Origin of the sequence: Arthrobacter sp. BE255, from assembly GCF_031457335.1 — a bacterium.
Lineage (GTDB): Bacteria > Actinomycetota > Actinomycetes > Actinomycetales > Micrococcaceae > Arthrobacter.
Genome location: NZ_JAVDWK010000002.1, coordinates 418,168 through 435,741, shown reverse-complemented (window position 1 = coordinate 435,741; position 17,574 = coordinate 418,168). Strand labels below are relative to the sequence as shown.

The window sequence follows — 17,574 nt, the reverse complement described above, 5'->3', positions numbered from 1 at the left end:
GTCCGGCGCCCGCTTCTCTGGCAGAGTATGAGCATGCTCACTGTTATCGGCGAGGGCCTTGTTGACGTTGTCCAGCGCGCCTCCGGAATCGAAGCCCACGTGGGCGGCAGCCCCCTCAATGTCGCGGTGGGGCTGGCACGCCTGGACCATCCGGTGCAGTTCATCGGCCGCTACGGCCGCGACGCCTACGGGGATTCCGTGGCGGCGCACCTTCGTGCCAGTTCGGTGATGCTGCCGCAGGGCCCGGACGACCTGCCCACCAGCGTGGCTACCGCCCTGATCGACGACGACGGCGCCGCCACCTACACGTTCGACCTCACCTGGGAGCTCCCCGGGCTGGCCGACCGCCTCGCCTTTATGCTGCAGGGCACCACCCTGCTGCACACCGGCTCCATCGCCACGATGCTGGCGCCGGGCGCGACGGCGGTGCTCGCCGCCGTCGAATACGCCCACCCGGCTGCAACGATCAGTTTTGATCCCAACTGCCGGCCCAGCATCATCACCGATGTGGACTATGCGCGGCGGCAGGCGGAAAAGTTCGCCTCGCTCGCGGACGTGGTCAAGGCCTCCGATGAGGACCTGGAGTGGCTGTATCCCGGGGTCGATCCCCTGGAATCAGCCCGCCGCTGGCTGTCCCTTGGCGGTCACGAGGGTCCGGCGATGGTGGTGGTGACCCGCGGCGCGGCCGGCCCGTGGGGTGTTACGGCCGCCGGGGAAGCTGCCTATCCCGCACCTACAGTCGAGGTGGCGGACACCGTCGGCGCAGGGGATTCGTTCATGGCTGCGCTCTTGTCCGGCATCGTTGACCGCGGCCTGGACGGTGCACAGAACCGGAAGGACCTGCGCGAGCTTCCGGCCGAAGGGCTGGCTGAACTGCTGGCGCACGCGTCCCGCGCCGCCGCCGTCACGGTCTCGCGGCCCGGCGCCAACCCGCCCACGCGAGCTGAACTGAACGGGGTTCCGGGGGAGTAGGGCGGGTATGAAGAACCTGGACCTGAACCTGTTGCCCCAACTGCAGGTCCTGCTGGAGCTGAAGAACGTTTCCCGGGCGGCCGAGAGGCTGCAGCTGAGCCAGCCGGCCACGAGCGCCGCCATGGCCAGGCTCCGGCGCCATTTCGACGACGAGCTCCTGGTACGGAACGGCCGGACTTACGACCTCTCGCCGTTCGCGCAGTCCCTGGTCCCGCTGGTTGATGAAGCCATGCTCCACATCCAGCGGGCCACGCGCGTCCGGTCCGGTTTCGATGCCGCCACCAGCGAACGGGAGTTCATCATCGCGGCCTCGGACTACGCGGCAGCGCTGATCGTCGGGCCGCTGCGGGGCATCCTGCGGGAAGAGGCCCCGTCCGTGTCAGTGGACTTCGTCCCCACCGCCGGCTCCGGAATCCAGGGCCAGATGGCCGACTATTCGAAAATTGATTTGCTCGTGGGTCCGACCGGATACCACATGCAGGGGGCGAGCAAGCAGCTGTTCCGCGACAGCTTCGTGGCCGTGGCAGACAACGGAAATCTTCTGCTCCGGCAGTCCCGCCTGACACTGGCCGATCTGGCAACGGTTCCGCACGCCGTCGGGTATTTCGGGGAAGGAATCAGCACCCCCGCAGACAAACTGTTTGAGTCCCGGGGCGTGCAGCGCCGCGTGGCGGCTGTGGTGGCCGGGTTCCTGTCCCTGCCGCTGCTTGTCGAAGGAACGGACCTGGTGGCGATGGTCCCGCGAATGCTGGCCGCACGGGCGCAGCGTGGCGCGGACATCGTTGTGCTGGAGTTCTCCGAAGGCACGGAAGCGTCCCTGGTGGAAGCGATGTACTGGCATCCGTCCCAGACGGAAGACCCCGCCAGCGTCTGGCTGCGCTCGGTGGTGCAGCGCGCCTGCGCCCAGCTGCATGAACTCTTCCCGGCCACTGCCCACCCGGTGCCCATCACAACCGAAGTAGGCGGCAATTAGCGTTGTTATGGGCGCTCATCCGCGCATCGCGTCGGAGACTGACTTGGCTGCCCCGTGGCCTGACTGGCCGCCGTCCACCGGAATCTCTGCCCCCGTGACGTAGGAGGACAACGGGCTGAGGAGGAAAAGCACGACGCCGGCCACCTCCTCCACGCTCCCGGTGCGGCCCAGCGGGGTCTCGGCCAGCGTTGCCTGCTTGAACTCCGGCTTGGCGCTCGCCGTCATGGGCGTTTCGATAAAGCCCGGGTGCACTGTGTTCACCCGAATGCCGCGCGGACCCATTTCCATGGCAGCCACCTGGGACAGCCCGCGGAGCGCCCATTTGCTGGCGGTGTAGGCCACCGGATAATGCGCAGTGAGGCCGGCGACAGAGCCCACGTTCACGATGGCGGAGCCACTGGCCATCAGCGGGGCGAGGGCCTGGATGCCCAGCAGGGCTCCGGCAACGTTCACTTCATAAACGCGCTGCAGGTCAGCCACCGTCGCATCGAGCAGCCGGCTGCGCTGGGTGATGCCGGCGTTGTTGACCAGCCCGTCCACCTGCCATCCCTGGGACTGGATCCAGTGCGCGAGCTTGGCCCAGCCTTCAGCGTCGGCGACGTCCAGCGGCCGGTACACCAGCGCATTGGCCGCAGCCGGGGGAACAGCAGCCAGCCCCGCCGGAATCTCCGATGCCAGGTCCGTGGCGATGACGCGAGCCCCGGCCTCAACCAGCAAGCGGGCCTCGGCAGCGCCCTGCCCCTGGCCCGCGCCGGTGACAACCACCGTCCGCCCCTCCAGCTGAAGGGATATCACGCTAGATCCCGGAAGGAGCAGCAGTGGCAACCCGGTTGCGCGGACGGACACGTGCAGCCACCCGCGTCACAGCCTGACGCCGCTCACCCACGGTGTTCTCGATGCTGCCGATGCCCTCCACCGTCATCCGGACCACGTCCCCGGTCTTCAGCGGCGGGGGAGTCTTGGCGCCGTTGCGCCCCCATAGTTCGGCCAGGCAGCCGCTGCCGCAGGTGCCGGAACCCAGGACATCGCCCGGCCGCACCACGGAATCCTGCGAGGCGTAGGCGACGAGTTCGGCGAACGGCCAGCCCATGTTGGAGAGCAGGTCCTGCCCGATGGCCTCGCCGTTTACTTCCACGGCCATGGAGATCGGCAGGAACCCGTCGGCGTCGTGCAGGTCCTCGAACTCGTCGGCCGTGACAATCCAGGGGCCCAGGGTGTTGGCGAAGTCCTTGCCCTTGCACGGGCCCAGGCTGACTTTCATCTCGCGGCGCTGCAGGTCCCGCGCCGACCAGTCGTTGAGGACGGTGTAGCCGAAGATGTGCCGGTGTGCCTCGGCTGCGGTCAGGTTCCGGCCGTCGTTTCCGGGGACACGTCCGACGACGGCAGCCACCTCCGTTTCAAAGTCCAGGTCCGTGCAGCCCGCCGGAATCCCGATCACCTCGCCGGTGCCGGTCACCGTGTGCGGGTTAGTGAAGTAGAAGGTGGGTGCCTCGTACCATTCGGGGACGACGCCGGCCACGCCGTCGATGCTTTTCCGCACGCCTTCGACGTGCTCCTCGAAGGCCACGAAGTCCCGGATCGTGGCGGGAACCAGCGGCGCGATCAGCTGCACGTCGGCCAGCGGTACGGCGGGCGATGAGCCCACGGTTTCAGCCGCCAGCCGCAGGGCCTCCGCCAGGCCGGCGTCCAGCAAATTCTGGACAGTCTGCCCTGCGGGCAGGGCATAGCAGTTTCCGCCGTCCACGAAGCCGGACTGCGTCCCGCCGTCGTAATTCCAGCGTGCAATCTTGACCATCTGAGTGTTCCTTAAGCGTTGGGGCGGGCGGTCAGGGCGGCCGCCGCGGTGATGCCCAGGGTGCGTGCGTTGCCGGCCAAAACCTGAGCCTCGTCGTCGGCAGGGAGTCCGGCAGCCTGGACCTCGTCCACGGGAAGGTCAGAGCCCATGTCGAACGGGTAGTCGGATCCCAGGAGGACCTGTTCGGGGCCGGCGGCTGCCACGAGTGCCCGCAGTTCGGCCGCGCTGTGGACCAGGGAGTCGAAGTGGAGCTTTTTCAGGTATGAGGACGGCGGCTGGGCGCAGCCGTGCGCTTCGGGCCGGACCTTCCAGGCGTGGTCGGAGCGTCCGATGGTGGTGGGCAGGTAGCCGCCGCCGTGGGCCGCCAGGACCTTGAGCTCCGGGTGGCGGTCCAGCACGCCGCTGAAGATTAGGTGGGAAAGGGCGACCGCGTTTTCGGCCGGCTGGGAAACGGTGTTGGCCAGGTAGAAGCGGCCCAGCCGCTCGTCCAGGGAGCAGCCGAAGGGGTGCAGGAACACCAGTGCCCCGAGTTCCGCAGCCCGGCTCCAGAACGGTTCCAGGCGGGGGTCTGAAAGCTCGACGGTGCTGCGTTCCGGATCGTTGGGAGTGGCCGCAAATGAGCCGATTTCCACGCCGAGCAGCCCGCATTCCAGGACGGCGTGCTCCAAAGCTGCCACCATCAGGGCCGGGTGCTGCAGCGGGACCAGGCCCAGCCCGTTAAGGCGGTTCGGGGCGCGGTCCACGAACTCGCGCACCGCCTGGTTGGCGGCTTTCGCCACTTCCAGGGACAGCTCCTCGGCGGCGAAGTAGTAGAAGTGCGACGGCGACGGCGAGACCAGCTGCACGTCCACGCCCTGGGCATCCATGTCCGCCAGCCGGCGGTCCAGGTCGGTCAGCTGAGGCCACCGCTCCTTGATCATCCGGCCGGAGGCTGCCATGGATGCCGGCCCGTTTCGGCGGATCTCGAGTGCCTGCTGGGCGCCGAAGCCTTCGGGGTCGGCGTCCGCGACCAGTTGCTGGAGGGCAGGGAGCAGGATGTGGGCGTGGACGTCAACGGTGGGACGCGTGCCGTCATGGATGTGGGCGCTCATGCGGGTTCCTTAACCATGGTGGACAGCGAGTGCATCAGGCCGGGGACGTCGGCGTCGCGGACGCCGTCGAGCATCCACTGGCCAAGCTGGACCGAAGCGTTGACTACGGCTTTTGCCCGGTCCAGGCGCCGGTCGGTGAATTCTTTCCAGAGCGTCTCGGTGATGTGGTCGCCGTTGATGAGCAGTTCGGCCAGGACGGCCGCGTCCTCCAGGGCCATCGCTGCACCCTGGGCCACCGTGGGCGGGCAGCTGTGCGCGGCATCGCCGATGATCACGGTCCGGCCGCGGTTCCAGGGGCCGTCCACCAGGTGGGTGGTGAACCACGTGTAGTTGATGCGGGCACTGTGGTCCAGGTTTGCCCGGATCTCGTTCCAGGGGCCGCCGTAGGCTGCGGCGAGTTCGGTCATGATGCGGGGGCCGTCCTCGTGCTTGCGCTCCTGGGCCCTTTCCACCAGGTACGCGTAGATGGTGTCCGGGCCGGTGGGGCAGTAGCCGGCGATGAAGCAGGGGCCGCCGTACGTCAGGTCGGTGCGGACCACGTCCGCGGGCCGCTCAACGAAGGCGCGCCAGATGCCCATGCCGGTGGACTGGGGCTCGACGTCGATGCGGATGGCCTTGCGGACGGCCGAGTGCAGGCCGTCGGCGCCGATCAGGAGGTCGTAGCGTGCGGTGGCGCCGTCGGCGGTGCTGACGGTGACGGATTCGCCGTCGTCCGTTATCCCTGTGACCGTTTTGCCGTAGCTGATGCGGGCACCGGCCTGCTCGGCGCGTTCGCGGAGGATGGCGGTGAGGTCCGGGCGGTACATGCCCAGGGTGGCGGGGAGGTCCTCGCCGCCGGTGCGCATGTCTTCAAGCACCGCGATGACGGTCCCGGCGGGGTCCGGGGCGCGCAGGCCGAGGGTGCTGAACGGGTAGCCCTTCGCCTCGATCTGCTCCCAGACGCCCAGCTGGCGGAGGACCCGCAGGGCGTTTCCCTGCAGGGTGATTCCTGATCCGAGGGTCTGTGGTTCGGCGGCCTTCTCCAGGACTTCCACGTTGATTCCGGCGTCGGCCAGGAGGATGGCTGCGGTCAGTCCCGCGGCTCCCGCTCCGACGATTCCGACGTTCTGTACTGCTGCCATCGCTGACTCCTTTGTGTTGACGGCGTTACTGCTGGTGGGTGTTTGTTGCTGCTAACTGAAAGCTACCGGAGGGCGATCGGGTTGACCGGTGATCCGACGGCGCCGGTGATGGGGAGCGGTGCTGCGGTGAGGAGGAAGTCGTATCTGCCGTCCGCTGCGCACGCTTCCGCCAGGCCGTCGGGGTCCCACATTTCACCGAGGAACAGCCCCAGGTTGGGGATGGCGATCTGGTGGAGGGGCTGGAAGGCGCCGTCGAACTCGTTGGGACGGACCTCAAAACCCCACGTGTCGGTGGCGATCCCGGCGATTTCGCTCTCGTGCAGCCACGGGGCCGTGCTGAAGGACAGTCCCGGGGCTGAGCCGCCGGCGTAATCCCCCCAGCCGTCGCGGCGAACCCTGGTGTGCTGCCCGGTGCGGATCACGACGATGTCGCCACGGCCCACCGTGGAGCTGGGTCCCTGCAGTTCGATGGTGCGCTCGAGGTGTTTCGGCGTGATGGCGAAGCCGTCCGGCAGCTCGCCGTCGGTCCGGCCGAGTTCCGGGCCGAGCGCGCGGCCAACGTCGAGCAGGACGCCGCGGGTGGCGATCTTGGCCGCTGCGGTTTCGATGCCGGTGACCAGGTCGCCTTCGGAGGTGACGACGTCGCCGGCTGCCCGGCCGTTCCAGGCCTTGCCCTGGTCGAAGATGTGGCCCAGGCCGTCCCACTGGGTGGAGCACTGCAGCGGCATGGCAATCACGTCGTCAGCGCCGCCGAAGCCGTGCGGGAAGCCCTGGTTGCCGCGTTCGGCGTCCACACCGGTGTCGGTCATGGTGTGGACGGGGTTGGTGCGCCGGCGCCAGCCCTTTTGCGGGCCGTTGGTGTCGAACGGCTGGGAGAGCGAGAACGCCTCACCCGTTCTGACGAGGGCTGCGGCCTCGATGCGTTTGGCGGCGTCGATGAAGTTCAGGGTTCCCAGGACGTCGTTGGCGCCCCAGCGGCCCCAGTTGTTGTGCTCTGCTGCCATGGCGCGGATGCTGCCGAGCGGGTCCTCACGCCGGATCACCGGGGAATCGGTTGATTCCCCGGTGCCGGTGGTGCGCGTGTCCTGGGTGGTCACGACTGGACCTCGTCCTTGCAGTGGATGAGCTGGGTGCCCAGTCCTGTGATAGTTCCTTCCATGACGTCGCCGTCCTGGAGCAGCCGGCCCCAGTGCTGGCCGTTGCCGGCGGGGCTTCCGGTGAGGACCAGGTCGCCGGGGCGCAACGGCATGATCTGCGAGGCTTCGCTGACCAGCTTGGCCACACCGAAGATCATGTCCTGGGTGGACTCGTCCTGCATGGCCTTGCCGTTGAGCTTCAGAGTGACCTGCACGTCCTGCGGGTCGCCGAAGAACTTGGCGGGCACCAGCAGCGGACCGGTGGGCAGGAAGCCCGGGGCGTTCTTGGCGCGGTACCAGTCCGAGCCGATGGCCGGCATGTCCTTGCGGAAGACGTATTCGCGAGTGGTGATGTCGTTGACCATGGTGTAGCCGAAGACGTAGTCCAGTGCCTCCTCCGGGGTGACCCGGAACGCGGTCTTGCCAATGACGGCTGCCAGTTCCAGTTCCCAGTCATGGGATGTGGAGTAGGCAGGCAGGGTGAGATCGTCCGTGGCGGAAGCGACCGCCGTCGGGAGTCCGATAAAGAAGTACGGCGTGCCCTGGCCAGCCCGCTTGTCCATCATGGCGGCGGTCTTGGCGCGGACTTCGTCCTCGTCCTCGCCCGGTTCGCGGTGCGCGGCCGCCAGGTCGATGACGTGCTTGCGGTAGTTGGCGCCGGTCTGCAGGACCTGGACCGGGTCCACGGGGGCCAGGACCTCGACGTCGGCCAGTGCCAGGCCGGTTTCCCCGGCGGCGGAGGCGGCGAGGCTGTCCAGCTGGCTTTCGGTGGTGTCCCAGTGCTCGATCAAGGAGTTGATGTCCCCGTCCAGGGGCAGGACCCGCTCGCCGACCAGAAGGCCGGCGCGGGCCTTGCCGTCACCGGCTTCCTGGAACCGGATCAGGGAATATGTCGTTTCAGGCATATTCCTCTTAGCCCCGTCCCTGCTTGGCGTACGGGTTCAGGAGCGCTTCCTTCATCTCGGGGGAAGCTCCTTCTTCGGTGGCGGTGAAACCTTCGGCCGGCGGGAAGGATTCGGTCATGGAGTGCGGCATGGCGCCGTTCTTGTAGAAGTTGTTGGAGCCCTCGGACGGCTTCCAGGTGTTGGCTTCCCAGTCCGGGACGTAGTTGCGGTAGCCGCCGGAGTTGAGCTCGACGCGCAGGCCTGACGGATCGCGGAAGTACAGGAAGTTCTGTTCGCCCACGCCGTGGATGGAGGGTCCGTATTCCATGGGGGTGCCGTTTTCCATCATGACGTCCGCGGTGCGGAGCAGGTCCTCGGTGGCGTCCACCCAGAAGGCAATGTGGTTGACGCGGCCGGCGCGGCTGGAGGTGTCCAGGACAACGCCCAGGTCGTGGGACTTTTCGTTGGTGGTCAGCACGGAGAAGACGGTGATGGGTGCTTCGTCCAGGTCAACGAATGCCATGACGCGGAAGCCCAGGGCCTCGTTGTACCACTTTGCGAAGCCGCGGACGTCCGAGCAGGCCACAGTGACGTGGTCCAGGAAGCGAGGTGCTGCGGCGTGGCTGCTGCGGCGCTCGGGGCGGTCGGGGTAGGTGGACTCGAAGCCGGGCTCGGCAACGAACTTCTCCACGTCATAAAACAGGCGCATCCGGTGGCCGTAGGGTCCGGTGAATTCGTAGGCCTTGCCGTAGCCGTGGCCGCCGGGGGTCCAGGTGCCCTGGACGCCGGTTGCTTCGACGCGCTGCGCCGCGGCTTCGAGAGCGGCCTGGTTGTTGGTCCGCCAGGCCATCCGGCCCAGGGACGCCTCGGGTCCTTCGGTGATGACCAGGCTGTAGCGGTAGTAGTCGCCCCAGCAGCGCAGGTAGACGTTGCCGTCCACGCGGTCGATGATGCGCATGCCGAACTTTTCCTCGTAGAACCGTGCCGACGCTTCGACGTCGGGAGTGGTGATCTCGAGGTGGGCAAGATGGGAGAGGGGAGTTTCCACGTTGAATTCCTTCTGGTTGCTGGCTGCTTCGGTCTGCTGCAGGTCCTGTAACCACTGTGAACCAGCTCATGTATTTGGTGAAGAGGCATTTACTGATATCTGGCATTTGTCTGGCAGATACGCCGCGACCCTCCTCTGACTATCCATGCGGCGGATACCACCTAGTGCCAAAGCGCCGTTTCCCTTCCGGATTTTTCCTGCGAAAGTCGATGAAACGTACCTTCGGAAGGACCCCTCATGCGCGTTTCCAGTCAGCGCCTCGCCGGCAAGACCGCGGTCATTACCGGAACGGCCAGCGGCCAAGGCAGGGCCGCGGCGCTGGCCTTTGCCGAAGCGGGAGCCGTGGTGGTGGGCTGCGACATGGACGACGACGGCGCCGAAGCCACGGTTGCCCAGGTCACCGCGGCGGGTGGCCGGATGAGCAGCCAGCGGGTGGACCTCACGGACGAGGCCGCCGTCGAGTCCTGGGCGCAGGCTGTGGCCGCAACCCACGGTCAGGTCCATATTCTGTATGCCAATGCTGCGGTCACGCGGTTCGCCCCGGTGGAGCAGCTGACCTTCGCCGACTGGAAATGGAACGTTGAACATGAAATGGACGTGGTGTTCCTGCCGGTGAAGTACTTCTGGCCGCACCTGATCCAGGCCCCGAACCCGGCCATCGTCCTTGTGGGGTCCACGGCCGGAGTCACCGGTTCCATGACCAACGGGAGGTTGGCCCACACTGCCACCAAGGGAGCCGTGCTGGCCATGACCAAGCAGCTCGCGGCCGAAGGGGCTCCGCACGGGCTGCGGGTCAATGCCGTCAGTCCCGGAATGATCCGCACGGCGGCCACCGAAGGCAACCTCCTGGCCCCGGGACACCCCATGAGGACCATCGCCGGAAGTATTCCCCTGGGCCGGATCGGCACCGCGGAGGAAGTCGCCAAATGCGCCCTGTTTCTGGCCTCGGACGAAGCATCGTACGTGACGGGCGCCAACCTGATGGTCGACGGCGGCTGGTCGGCCGTCCTGCCCGGCTGACAGTTTAGTTGAATCTCAACAAACTTAGGTGTGAAAGTGACGGAATGCTGTTACGCTAAATAGGCACCTACAGAGAGTGAGCAATGATGCTTCTCGAAAGAGACCTCATCCAGTCCGTCGGATTCCGGAACGTCACCGAGGGTGGGCGCGTGACCGGCTTCCAATTCCATGTCCGCATGCCGTCCTACAGGGGCATGGCCGCCTCCCTGATTGACGGAATCGCGGTCCGCGTGGGCAGCATCGTCGACGTCGGCCGGGACGTTCCGCTCTGGACCTTCGGCGGGCAGACCTGCACGCTGCAGCAGCTCTGGCAGAGTGAAGGCCTCCGGTGGCCCCTGGAGGAAGCCGCGGTTGTCACCGTCCCCCTCGACGGCGGCCTGCCGCAGGGCGTCCATGAGATAACCATCGAGCTGCACCTGCGGATGTCCTACATTCCCATCGAGCACCAGCCCACCGTGTACCGCGCCAGCCGCAAGGTGACGCTGGGGCCCGAAGGCGGCGAGGGCACGTTCCGCTACGGCGTCTCCCTCTATAGCTTTATGGGCGACTACGGAACCGTCATGGACCTGGAGACGGCGCTCGCCGCCGTCGCTGATGCAGGCGCAACCGGCGTCGAAATCCTCGGCGAAGGACATATTCCCGGCTACCCTGAGCCGTCCACAGCCTGGACGGACACCTGGTTCCGGCTCCTGGAGAAGTATTCACTGGAACCCACCAACTACGGTTCCTGGATCGACACCCGGCTGCACCCGGGACGGGCCATGACCGCTGCCGAAGGTGCGGACGCCTTGCAGCGTGACCTCAGGCTGGCCCACCGGCTCGGCTTCGGCTTTGTGCGTCCCAAGATTGGCGTTGTGTCCAGCGATTTGGTCCCCGACCCGATTTGGACGGAATCGGTGGAACGCTCCCTTGACCTTGCGCACGAGCTGGGCGTCATTATCTGCCCTGAGATCCATTCGCCGACGCCCATCAAACATCCCGTGGTCGAGGATTACATCGGCCTCATTGAACGGACGGGCACCAAGAACTTCGGCCTGCTCATCGATACCGGGATCTTCCAGGACCGCCCGATTCCGTTGCGGGAGGGGGAGTCCCGGGAAAACCGGCCCGCGTTCCTCGACGGCATCGGTGTCGATCCGGCCGATTTCGCTGGCATCGCCCAGTATGTGGTGTTTATCCAGGCGAAGTTCCATGACATCAACGAACAGCTCGAAGACCAGCAGATCCCGTGGCGGCCCGTGCTCCAAAGCCTCAAGGACGCCGGCTACACCGGCTACCTCTCCAGCGAATACGAAGGCGAACGCACCCCGTGGCGCGCCATCGAACAGGTGCGGCGCCAACATGCCCTTATCCGCCGCATCGCCGGCGAGCTAGCCTGACCCGCCCCACACCCACCCACCTCTCCACCAGCAAAAGAGAGAACCATGCCAAACGGACTCATTGACGATTCAAGCCTGCGCACCCATCCTGAAGGTTTCGCGCTGGCACTGACACTGCCGTGGTACCGCAGCCTCTGGCTTTCCTCGGTCACCAGTCTCCGGCTCACCGTGGATGGCCAGGAGGTTCCCGCCGGGAACCTGTCCCTGGAGCTCGGCGGAGTGCGGTACGCGCTGCCTGACCTTCCGGAGCAAAGCGCGACACTCTGGTACCTCCAGGACCACCCGCTGCTGATAGCCCGGAGAGACAACCCTGTCTCCCTGGGCGAGCAGCTCCAGATCCAGCTGACCGGAGAGCTGCGCCTCCCCTACATGCAGATTGCCCCGGGCCAGGACGGCGGTCCCGGGATGTACGTCCCGAACTTCGTGAACCAGTCGATGGAGCTGACGGCCACCGACCGGAACGTGCCGGCTCCGCAACTCACGACGGCAGCCGTCATGCCGGCTCCGCCGAAGGCCGAGGACGATCCGTTCTCGCTGGGGCTCACCCTCTATTCGGCCAGTGCCGAATTCCGGGCAGGCTGGTACGACTTCGACGGCCTGCTCAACCGGGTGGCCGAACTCGGGATCGGTCCCGGGATTGAGATCGTGGCATCCCAGGTTTTGCCGACCTACCCCCACGTGACGGACGACTTTGCCCGCTCATGGCAGGCTGCCTTCGACAAGCACGGCTTCGTGGCCAGTTCCTTCGGCGCCAACCTGGACATGGGACGCCGTCGCGACCGGGACATGACCCCTGATGAGGAATACGAGTTCACAGAGACGCTGTTCCGAGGCGCCAAGAAGCTGGGGTTCCCCCTCGTACGCATCCAGAGCGCCAAGCCTGAGCTGCTCCGCAGGCTGCTGCCCCTCGCTGAGGACCTTGAGCTCAAGCTTGCTTATGAGATCCATGCGCCGCTGGGGCCCAACTCGCCGGAGATCATGAAAGTCCGCGATGTCTACGCCGACCTCGACTCACCGCTGCTGGGTTTCGTGGCGGACTTCTCCTCCACCATGCACAGCATGTCCCCCACGCTCCTGCGGGCTGTCCGCCGTGCCGGTCTCGACGACGACGCCATCCAGCGGCTGCAAGCCATCTGGGCCACTGACTCGCCCATGCGGGCGCGGCAGGAGGAGTTCATTGGCTACCTCCGTGGACGCGACTTTGATCCTGCACGCCTTGGCTCCTTCGCCCACCTGGCCTTTAACATGCACGGCCACGTCAGTCCGACGGAATGGGCGGACATCATGCCGCAGATCATGCACGTCCACGCAAAGTTCTACGACATTGACGAGCAGGGCAACGAGCCCGCCATTGACTATCCGGAGCTGGTGCGCGTGTTCGTTGAAGGCGGTTACCGCGGCTATTGGTCCAGCGAGTGGGAGGGCCACGCGTTCGCCGAGCTCGGCGAGGTGGATCCACTGCTGCTGGTCCGGAAGCAGCATGACCTCATCCGCCGCAGCATGCGGGCATCCGTTATGTCAGCATGACGGGCAGCCTGCTCCGGTAGTACGCGGTCATGTGAACGGGAATGCCCGGCTGGTCATCCAGCCGGGCATCACGGCCTTAAGTCGCGTTCTTTGCTGCGGACGCCGCCACAATCCCGGCGGCTTCTTCAAAGAGGCCGCGCATCCACTCATGTTCCGAATCCCGGTTGTGCACCGGATGCCACCAAAGCGCGTTGACCAGCGGTGTGGCATCAAAAGGCAGCGGCAGAACCCTTATGCCTCCCAGTTGAAGGGCGAAGGGCGCCAGCGCCGCCTGGATAAGTCCAATCCGCTGGGTTCCAATGACGAAGTGGGGGAGGGAAAGGAAGCTCTCCACCACCACCTCGACCCGGGGCTCAATGCCCAGCTGCTGGATCTGGCGTTCCGCGGAGGTAAAGGCCGACCGCGACTGGTAAGACATGACCCACGGAAGTTCGGCGACGTTTTCCATGGTGATCTGCTCTCCGACGGCCTCGTTGGATGAGGAGACGACGGCCACCCAGCCGTCCCGCCAGAGGTCCAGGTAGGGGAGCCCGGTGAGGAATCCGTGCGGCAGCACCATACCGTCCACCGAGCGAAGGCGGTTGGCGGCGTCCTCCACCACCATCGGATTGTGGAGCATGAACCTGAACCGGACGCCGGGGGCACGCTCCGCGGCGAGTTCCGAGGCGACCCGGCCGATGGTGGTGAAGCCGTAATCCGACCCGTAAATGGAGAACTCACGTTCGGACTCCGCCGGCTCCCATGTTGCCTGGCTTTCGAAGACGCGGCGGGCCGCCTCAAGCGCGGTGGTGGTGTGCTCCGCCAGGCGGAGTGCGAAGGGCGTGAGCTCGTAGGCATTGCCGCGGCGGGCAAGGATGGGGTCGCCGAAGTGCGATCGGAGCCGCGACAGGGCGGCGCTGAGGGCGGGCTGGCTAAGGTGGAGCCGCTCGGCCGCCCTCGTAACGCTGCGCTCCGTAATAAGGGCATCCAGCGAGATGAGCAGATTCAGGTCAAGCCGGGAAAGAAGAGCGGAATTCGTCACGGCGGAGCGATCCTTCGGGAAGGGATTCAGTACGCCAAGCGTATCAGGGCCATCAATGTGGACAGGGGAGATCATCATTATTTTTGATGCTAATCGGGGGTGGGTGGCACGGACTTCCCCTGCTGGGTCCACGTTGCGGCCTTCTGCAATCCATCTTCAGACTTATGTCCGGTATCGGGAATACTTATGTGCTTTTTCGGCACATCTCCTGCATACTGATGAGTGACCGGGGTCACGGCTCCCGGAAATTTTTCGACAACGAAGTCAGAAAGGCTGGACATGACACAGCACAGTCGCTTTTCGGGCCTGAAGGTCGGCGCCCTCGCCCTCCCCACAGCCGCAGCCCTCATCCTCACCGGATGTTCCGGTTCCACCGGGAGCAACACCGCCGCAGGCGGCGCCCAGGAATTTTCCCTCAGCTTTGCCACCTCCAACACCATCGAGAGCCCGTTCCAGACACTGGGCGAGAAGTACATGAAAACCCACCCGGACGTGAAGATCACGTTCAACCCGCAGCCCAACGACTCCTACGACCAGACGCTGCGGACCCAGCTCCAGGCCGGAAACGCGTCCGACGTGGTGGTGACCTCCCCGGGTTCCGGCACCGGCCGCAGCATCCTGCCCCTCGTGCAGGCAGGATTCCTCGAGGCGCTGGACGGGGCTGCCAAGGCGCTCGTGCCCGAGGGCAGCGAAGCCCTGTTCGGGACAGACGGCAAGGTGTACGGACAGGCCCCCGAAATCACGGTGGTCGGTATGGTCGCCAATGAAACAGCCGCCAAAGCCGCCGGCATTTCCGATTTCCCGTCAGACTTCGCCTCCCTTGAGGACCAGTGCCGGTCGCTCGCGTCCTCCGGCAAGTCGTTCATTGCACTGGCGGGCTCCGCAGCTCCAAACACCGGCCTGATGGCGATGTCCCTGGCTGCGTCCCGCGTCTACGCGGAGGACCCGAAGTGGAACGAAAAGCGTGCCGCCAAGGAGACCACCTTCGCTGGGTCTGATGGCTGGAAGGCATCGCTGGAGGCCGTCACCAAACTCAACGATGCGGGCTGCTTCCAGAAGGGCGCGGCAGGTGCCGGGTTCGATGCCATTACCAAGGGCCTTGCCAGCGGAACATCCGTTGCCGGCTTTATCCCGGGTCCCAGCTGGAAGCAGCTGAAGACCGCGGCTGCCGACTCTGATTTTGATGTGCGTGCGCTCCCGGCAGAGAAGAGCTCGGATAAGGCTTTCGTTTATGCCAGCGCTAACTACGCATTTTCGATCAATGCAGCGTCCAAGAACAAGGATGCGGCCCAGGCGTTCCTTGACTGGGCGGCGGAGCCTGAGCAGACCAAGGCCTTCGCGGAAATCGATGGCGCCCTTCCGGTCACCGGCCTGGACAGCTATGACTTCGACGCCAGCGCCTACAAGAATGTCGGCGATCTCATCAAGGGCGGAAAGTACGGCCCGCTGCCGAACAGCCAGTGGCCCAACTCCGCCGTGTACGACGCTCTCGCCACCGGCGTGCAGGGCCTCATCACCGGACAGAAGACTGCCGATCAGGTGCTGCAGGCCATGGACACAGCCTGGGGACAGTGACAGTTTCAGACCACCAGAGTTCTGACGACTCAAAGGGACAAGCAAGGATTACCATGACTGCGACGATGCAACCGAAAAGCGAAGCAGCTAAAGCACCCCTGCGAGGCAGGCGTGCTCCGGGGACGGGCGAAAAGACCCGTCCCCGGAGCACCGGCCTGCAGTTGGGTCACTGGTGGTGGGCGCTGCCCGGGATTGTCCTGGTCATCGCCATCCACTACGTGGCAACGGGTATCGGCGGCTTCTTCGCATTTACGAACTGGACAGGCATTGGCTCGTTCAAGATTGTGGGCTGGCAGAACTTCGAAGCCATCTTCAAGGACCCCACCAAGCTCGGAGCACTGACAAACACGCTGTTCCTCGCCTTTGGATCGGTCTTCCTCGGCAATGTCGGCGGGCTCATCATCGCCCTCGGCCTCAACCGGATGCTGAAGACGCGGTACGTCCTCCGCACCCTCTTCTTTATGCCCGTGGTGCTCAGCCCGCTGGCCACTGCATACGTCTGGAAGTACATCTTCGACTTCGACGGCCCCATCAACGTGTTCCTCACCTCGATCGGCGCCGGCGACCTCGCCAAGCCATGGCTGGCGGACCCGCAGTGGGCCATCTGGACGGTCCTGATCGTGCTCGTCTGGGGATCCACCGGCTTTGCCATGGTGATCTTCATGGCCGGACTTGCCAGCGTCCCGGTGGAGGTCGAAGAGGCGGCCGCGATCGACGGCGCCAACTTGTGGCAGCGCTTCCAGAACGTCACGTTGCCGGCCATCCGCCCCGCCATCGCGATTGCCACCACGCTGGGAATCGTCCAGGGGCTCCGGGTCTTCGATCCCATCATGGCCCTGACCAACGGCGGACCCGCCGGCGCCACCGAAACCCTGGCCACCCAGGTCTACAAGCAGGCATTTGCGCTCGGCAACTTCGGCGGCGGTGCCGCCCTGGCCCTGGTGCTCGCCGCCATCATCCTGTTCTTCGCCGTGATCCAGCAACGGCTGACGCGATCGAACCCCGAGGACTGACAATGTTCCGTTACACCAAGCTGACCCTGCTCCGCGAAATTGGCCTCTGGGCCTTGGCGCTGACCTTCCTCGCCCCGTTCTATTTCCTGGTGACCACCGCCTTGAAGCCGGATAGCGAGATGTACACCACCTCGCCCCTGGCGCTGCCGAAGAACCCTGACTTCAGCAACTTCGTGGCCGTCCTGACGGCCCAGGGCAATTCCAACGTGGTCATGGGCCTTGTGAACAGCATCATCATCACCGCCGGAAGCATTGTCGGACTGATCGCCCTCGGTTCGATCACCGGCTACGTCATCTCCCGCAGCACCCGCCGCTGGAGTAAGGCCACGTACTACCTCTTCCTGATTGCGATCATTCTCCCCGGCCAGCTCGGCGCGGTGCCGCTGTACATGGGTGCACGGTCCCTGGGCCTCACCGGCTCGGCGTGGGGCCTGATTATCCTGTACACCGGTATGCTCCTGCCGCTGTCGATCTTCCTTTACTCCAACTTCTTCCGCGGGTTGGGTACCGACTATGAGGAAGCGGCCACCATCGATGGCGCCAGCAGATCGCAGATCTTCTCGAAGGTGGTACTGCCCATGATGGCTCCCGCCACAGGGACAGTCACGATCTTCGCCGGGCTCATCGTGTGGAATGACTTCTTCACGTCGCTGATCTTCCTCGGCGGCTCCGCCAACCAGACCCTGCCCGTGGCCATGTATTACTACATCGGGTCCCTGGTCTCGGAATGGAACTCCATCTTCGCGATTGTGATCGTGTCCATGATCCCCATTCTGGTGCTGTTCCTGTTCGCGCAGAAAAGGTTCATCCAGGGCTTTTCCGGCGGCCTGAAGGGCTGAGCCCACAATGACTGACAACCGCGCGGCGTTCGAGCGCTTCGCGGAGATCTCCTACACCCAAAAACGGGTCAGGGAAGCCTTCGAATACCTCATCGCCGACGACTACCGGCAACACAACGCGACCATCCCGGGTGGTCCCGAAGCGGCCATCCGCATGCTCACCCCCATGCTCTAAAACCC

17 protein-coding genes are annotated in these 17,574 nt (G+C 65.5%); 9 read left to right on the top strand and 8 right to left on the bottom strand.

Annotation, left to right across the window (positions count from 1 at the left end; genetic code table 11):
• Positions 1–33 precede the first annotated feature (33 nt).
• Positions 34–972: a carbohydrate kinase gene (locus tag J2X42_RS05215; protein WP_310162907.1), complete on the top strand. Its 939-nt coding sequence runs from the start codon at positions 34–36 to the stop codon at positions 970–972.
• A gap of 7 nt (positions 973–979) precedes the next feature.
• Positions 980–1,945 (top strand): LysR family transcriptional regulator, encoded by a 966-nt coding sequence (locus tag J2X42_RS05210; RefSeq protein WP_310162906.1) that lies wholly within the window; start codon positions 980–982, stop codon positions 1,943–1,945.
• 15 nt (positions 1,946–1,960) lie between these two features.
• Here J2X42_RS05210 and J2X42_RS05205 read toward each other — a convergent pair whose 3' ends face one another.
• The 7 genes from J2X42_RS05205 to J2X42_RS05175 form a co-directional block, all read right to left on the bottom strand.
• Entirely contained in the window at positions 1,961–2,740 is a 780-nt protein-coding gene (locus tag J2X42_RS05205; protein WP_310162903.1) for an SDR family NAD(P)-dependent oxidoreductase, read from the bottom strand.
• A gap of 1 nt (position 2,741) precedes the next feature.
• The gene (locus J2X42_RS05200) at positions 2,742–3,740 is read right to left on the bottom strand and encodes a fumarylacetoacetate hydrolase family protein (RefSeq protein ID WP_310162902.1); all 999 of its coding nucleotides are present in this window, start codon (positions 3,738–3,740) and stop codon (positions 2,742–2,744) included.
• 11 nt (positions 3,741–3,751) lie between these two features.
• Complete coding sequence (locus J2X42_RS05195; RefSeq protein WP_310162900.1) at positions 3,752–4,831, bottom strand: amidohydrolase family protein; 1,080 nt, start codon at positions 4,829–4,831, stop codon at positions 3,752–3,754.
• Positions 4,828–5,952, bottom strand: coding sequence for an FAD-dependent oxidoreductase (locus J2X42_RS05190; RefSeq protein ID WP_310162897.1), 1,125 nt, complete (start codon positions 5,950–5,952; stop codon positions 4,828–4,830). Before J2X42_RS05190 ends, J2X42_RS05195 begins: the two co-directional genes overlap by 4 nt.
• A 62-nt stretch (positions 5,953–6,014) precedes the next feature.
• Entirely contained in the window at positions 6,015–7,049 is a 1,035-nt protein-coding gene (locus J2X42_RS05185) for a cyclase family protein (protein ID WP_310162893.1), read from the bottom strand.
• Positions 7,046–7,993, bottom strand: coding sequence for a fumarylacetoacetate hydrolase family protein (locus tag J2X42_RS05180; protein ID WP_310162890.1), 948 nt, complete (start codon positions 7,991–7,993; stop codon positions 7,046–7,048). Before J2X42_RS05180 ends, J2X42_RS05185 begins: the two co-directional genes overlap by 4 nt.
• Before the next feature lie 7 nt (positions 7,994–8,000).
• The gene (locus tag J2X42_RS05175) at positions 8,001–9,020 is read right to left on the bottom strand and encodes a VOC family protein (protein ID WP_310162887.1); all 1,020 of its coding nucleotides are present in this window, start codon (positions 9,018–9,020) and stop codon (positions 8,001–8,003) included.
• 237 nt (positions 9,021–9,257) lie between these two features.
• On the opposite strand from J2X42_RS05175, the gene J2X42_RS05170 reads away from it, so the two are divergent.
• From J2X42_RS05170 to J2X42_RS05160, 3 genes are all read left to right on the top strand, one after another.
• A complete protein-coding gene (locus tag J2X42_RS05170; protein ID WP_310162883.1) occupies positions 9,258–10,040 on the top strand; it encodes an SDR family NAD(P)-dependent oxidoreductase in 783 nt (260 codons plus the stop codon).
• Between the two features lie 86 nt (positions 10,041–10,126).
• On the top strand, positions 10,127–11,419 hold the full coding sequence (locus J2X42_RS05165; protein WP_310163361.1) for a DUF6379 domain-containing protein: 1,293 nt from the start codon (positions 10,127–10,129) through the stop codon (positions 11,417–11,419).
• Positions 11,420–11,464: 45 nt separating this feature from the next.
• On the top strand, positions 11,465–12,946 hold the full coding sequence (locus tag J2X42_RS05160; protein WP_310162881.1) for a DUF6379 domain-containing protein: 1,482 nt from the start codon (positions 11,465–11,467) through the stop codon (positions 12,944–12,946).
• Between the two features lie 76 nt (positions 12,947–13,022).
• Here the strand turns inward: J2X42_RS05160 and J2X42_RS05155 are convergent, their stop codons facing one another.
• Entirely contained in the window at positions 13,023–13,967 is a 945-nt protein-coding gene (locus J2X42_RS05155) for a LysR family transcriptional regulator (protein ID WP_310162878.1), read from the bottom strand.
• Between the two features lie 279 nt (positions 13,968–14,246).
• On the opposite strand from J2X42_RS05155, the gene J2X42_RS05150 reads away from it, so the two are divergent.
• From J2X42_RS05150 to J2X42_RS05135, 4 genes are read left to right on the top strand one after another with little or no spacing between them, the layout of a single operon-like run.
• Positions 14,247–15,542, top strand: coding sequence for an extracellular solute-binding protein (locus J2X42_RS05150; RefSeq protein ID WP_310162877.1), 1,296 nt, complete (start codon positions 14,247–14,249; stop codon positions 15,540–15,542).
• Between the two features lie 53 nt (positions 15,543–15,595).
• Positions 15,596–16,555 carry a sugar ABC transporter permease gene (locus J2X42_RS05145; protein ID WP_310162875.1) on the top strand — a complete coding sequence of 320 codons (960 nt, stop codon included), beginning with the start codon at positions 15,596–15,598 and terminating at the stop codon, positions 16,553–16,555.
• 2 nt (positions 16,556–16,557) lie between these two features.
• On the top strand, positions 16,558–17,394 hold the full coding sequence (locus J2X42_RS05140) for a carbohydrate ABC transporter permease (RefSeq protein ID WP_310162874.1): 837 nt from the start codon (positions 16,558–16,560) through the stop codon (positions 17,392–17,394).
• Between the two features lie 7 nt (positions 17,395–17,401).
• Positions 17,402–17,569: a hypothetical protein gene (locus tag J2X42_RS05135; protein WP_310162873.1), complete on the top strand. Its 168-nt coding sequence runs from the start codon at positions 17,402–17,404 to the stop codon at positions 17,567–17,569.
• Positions 17,570–17,574 lie beyond the last annotated feature (5 nt).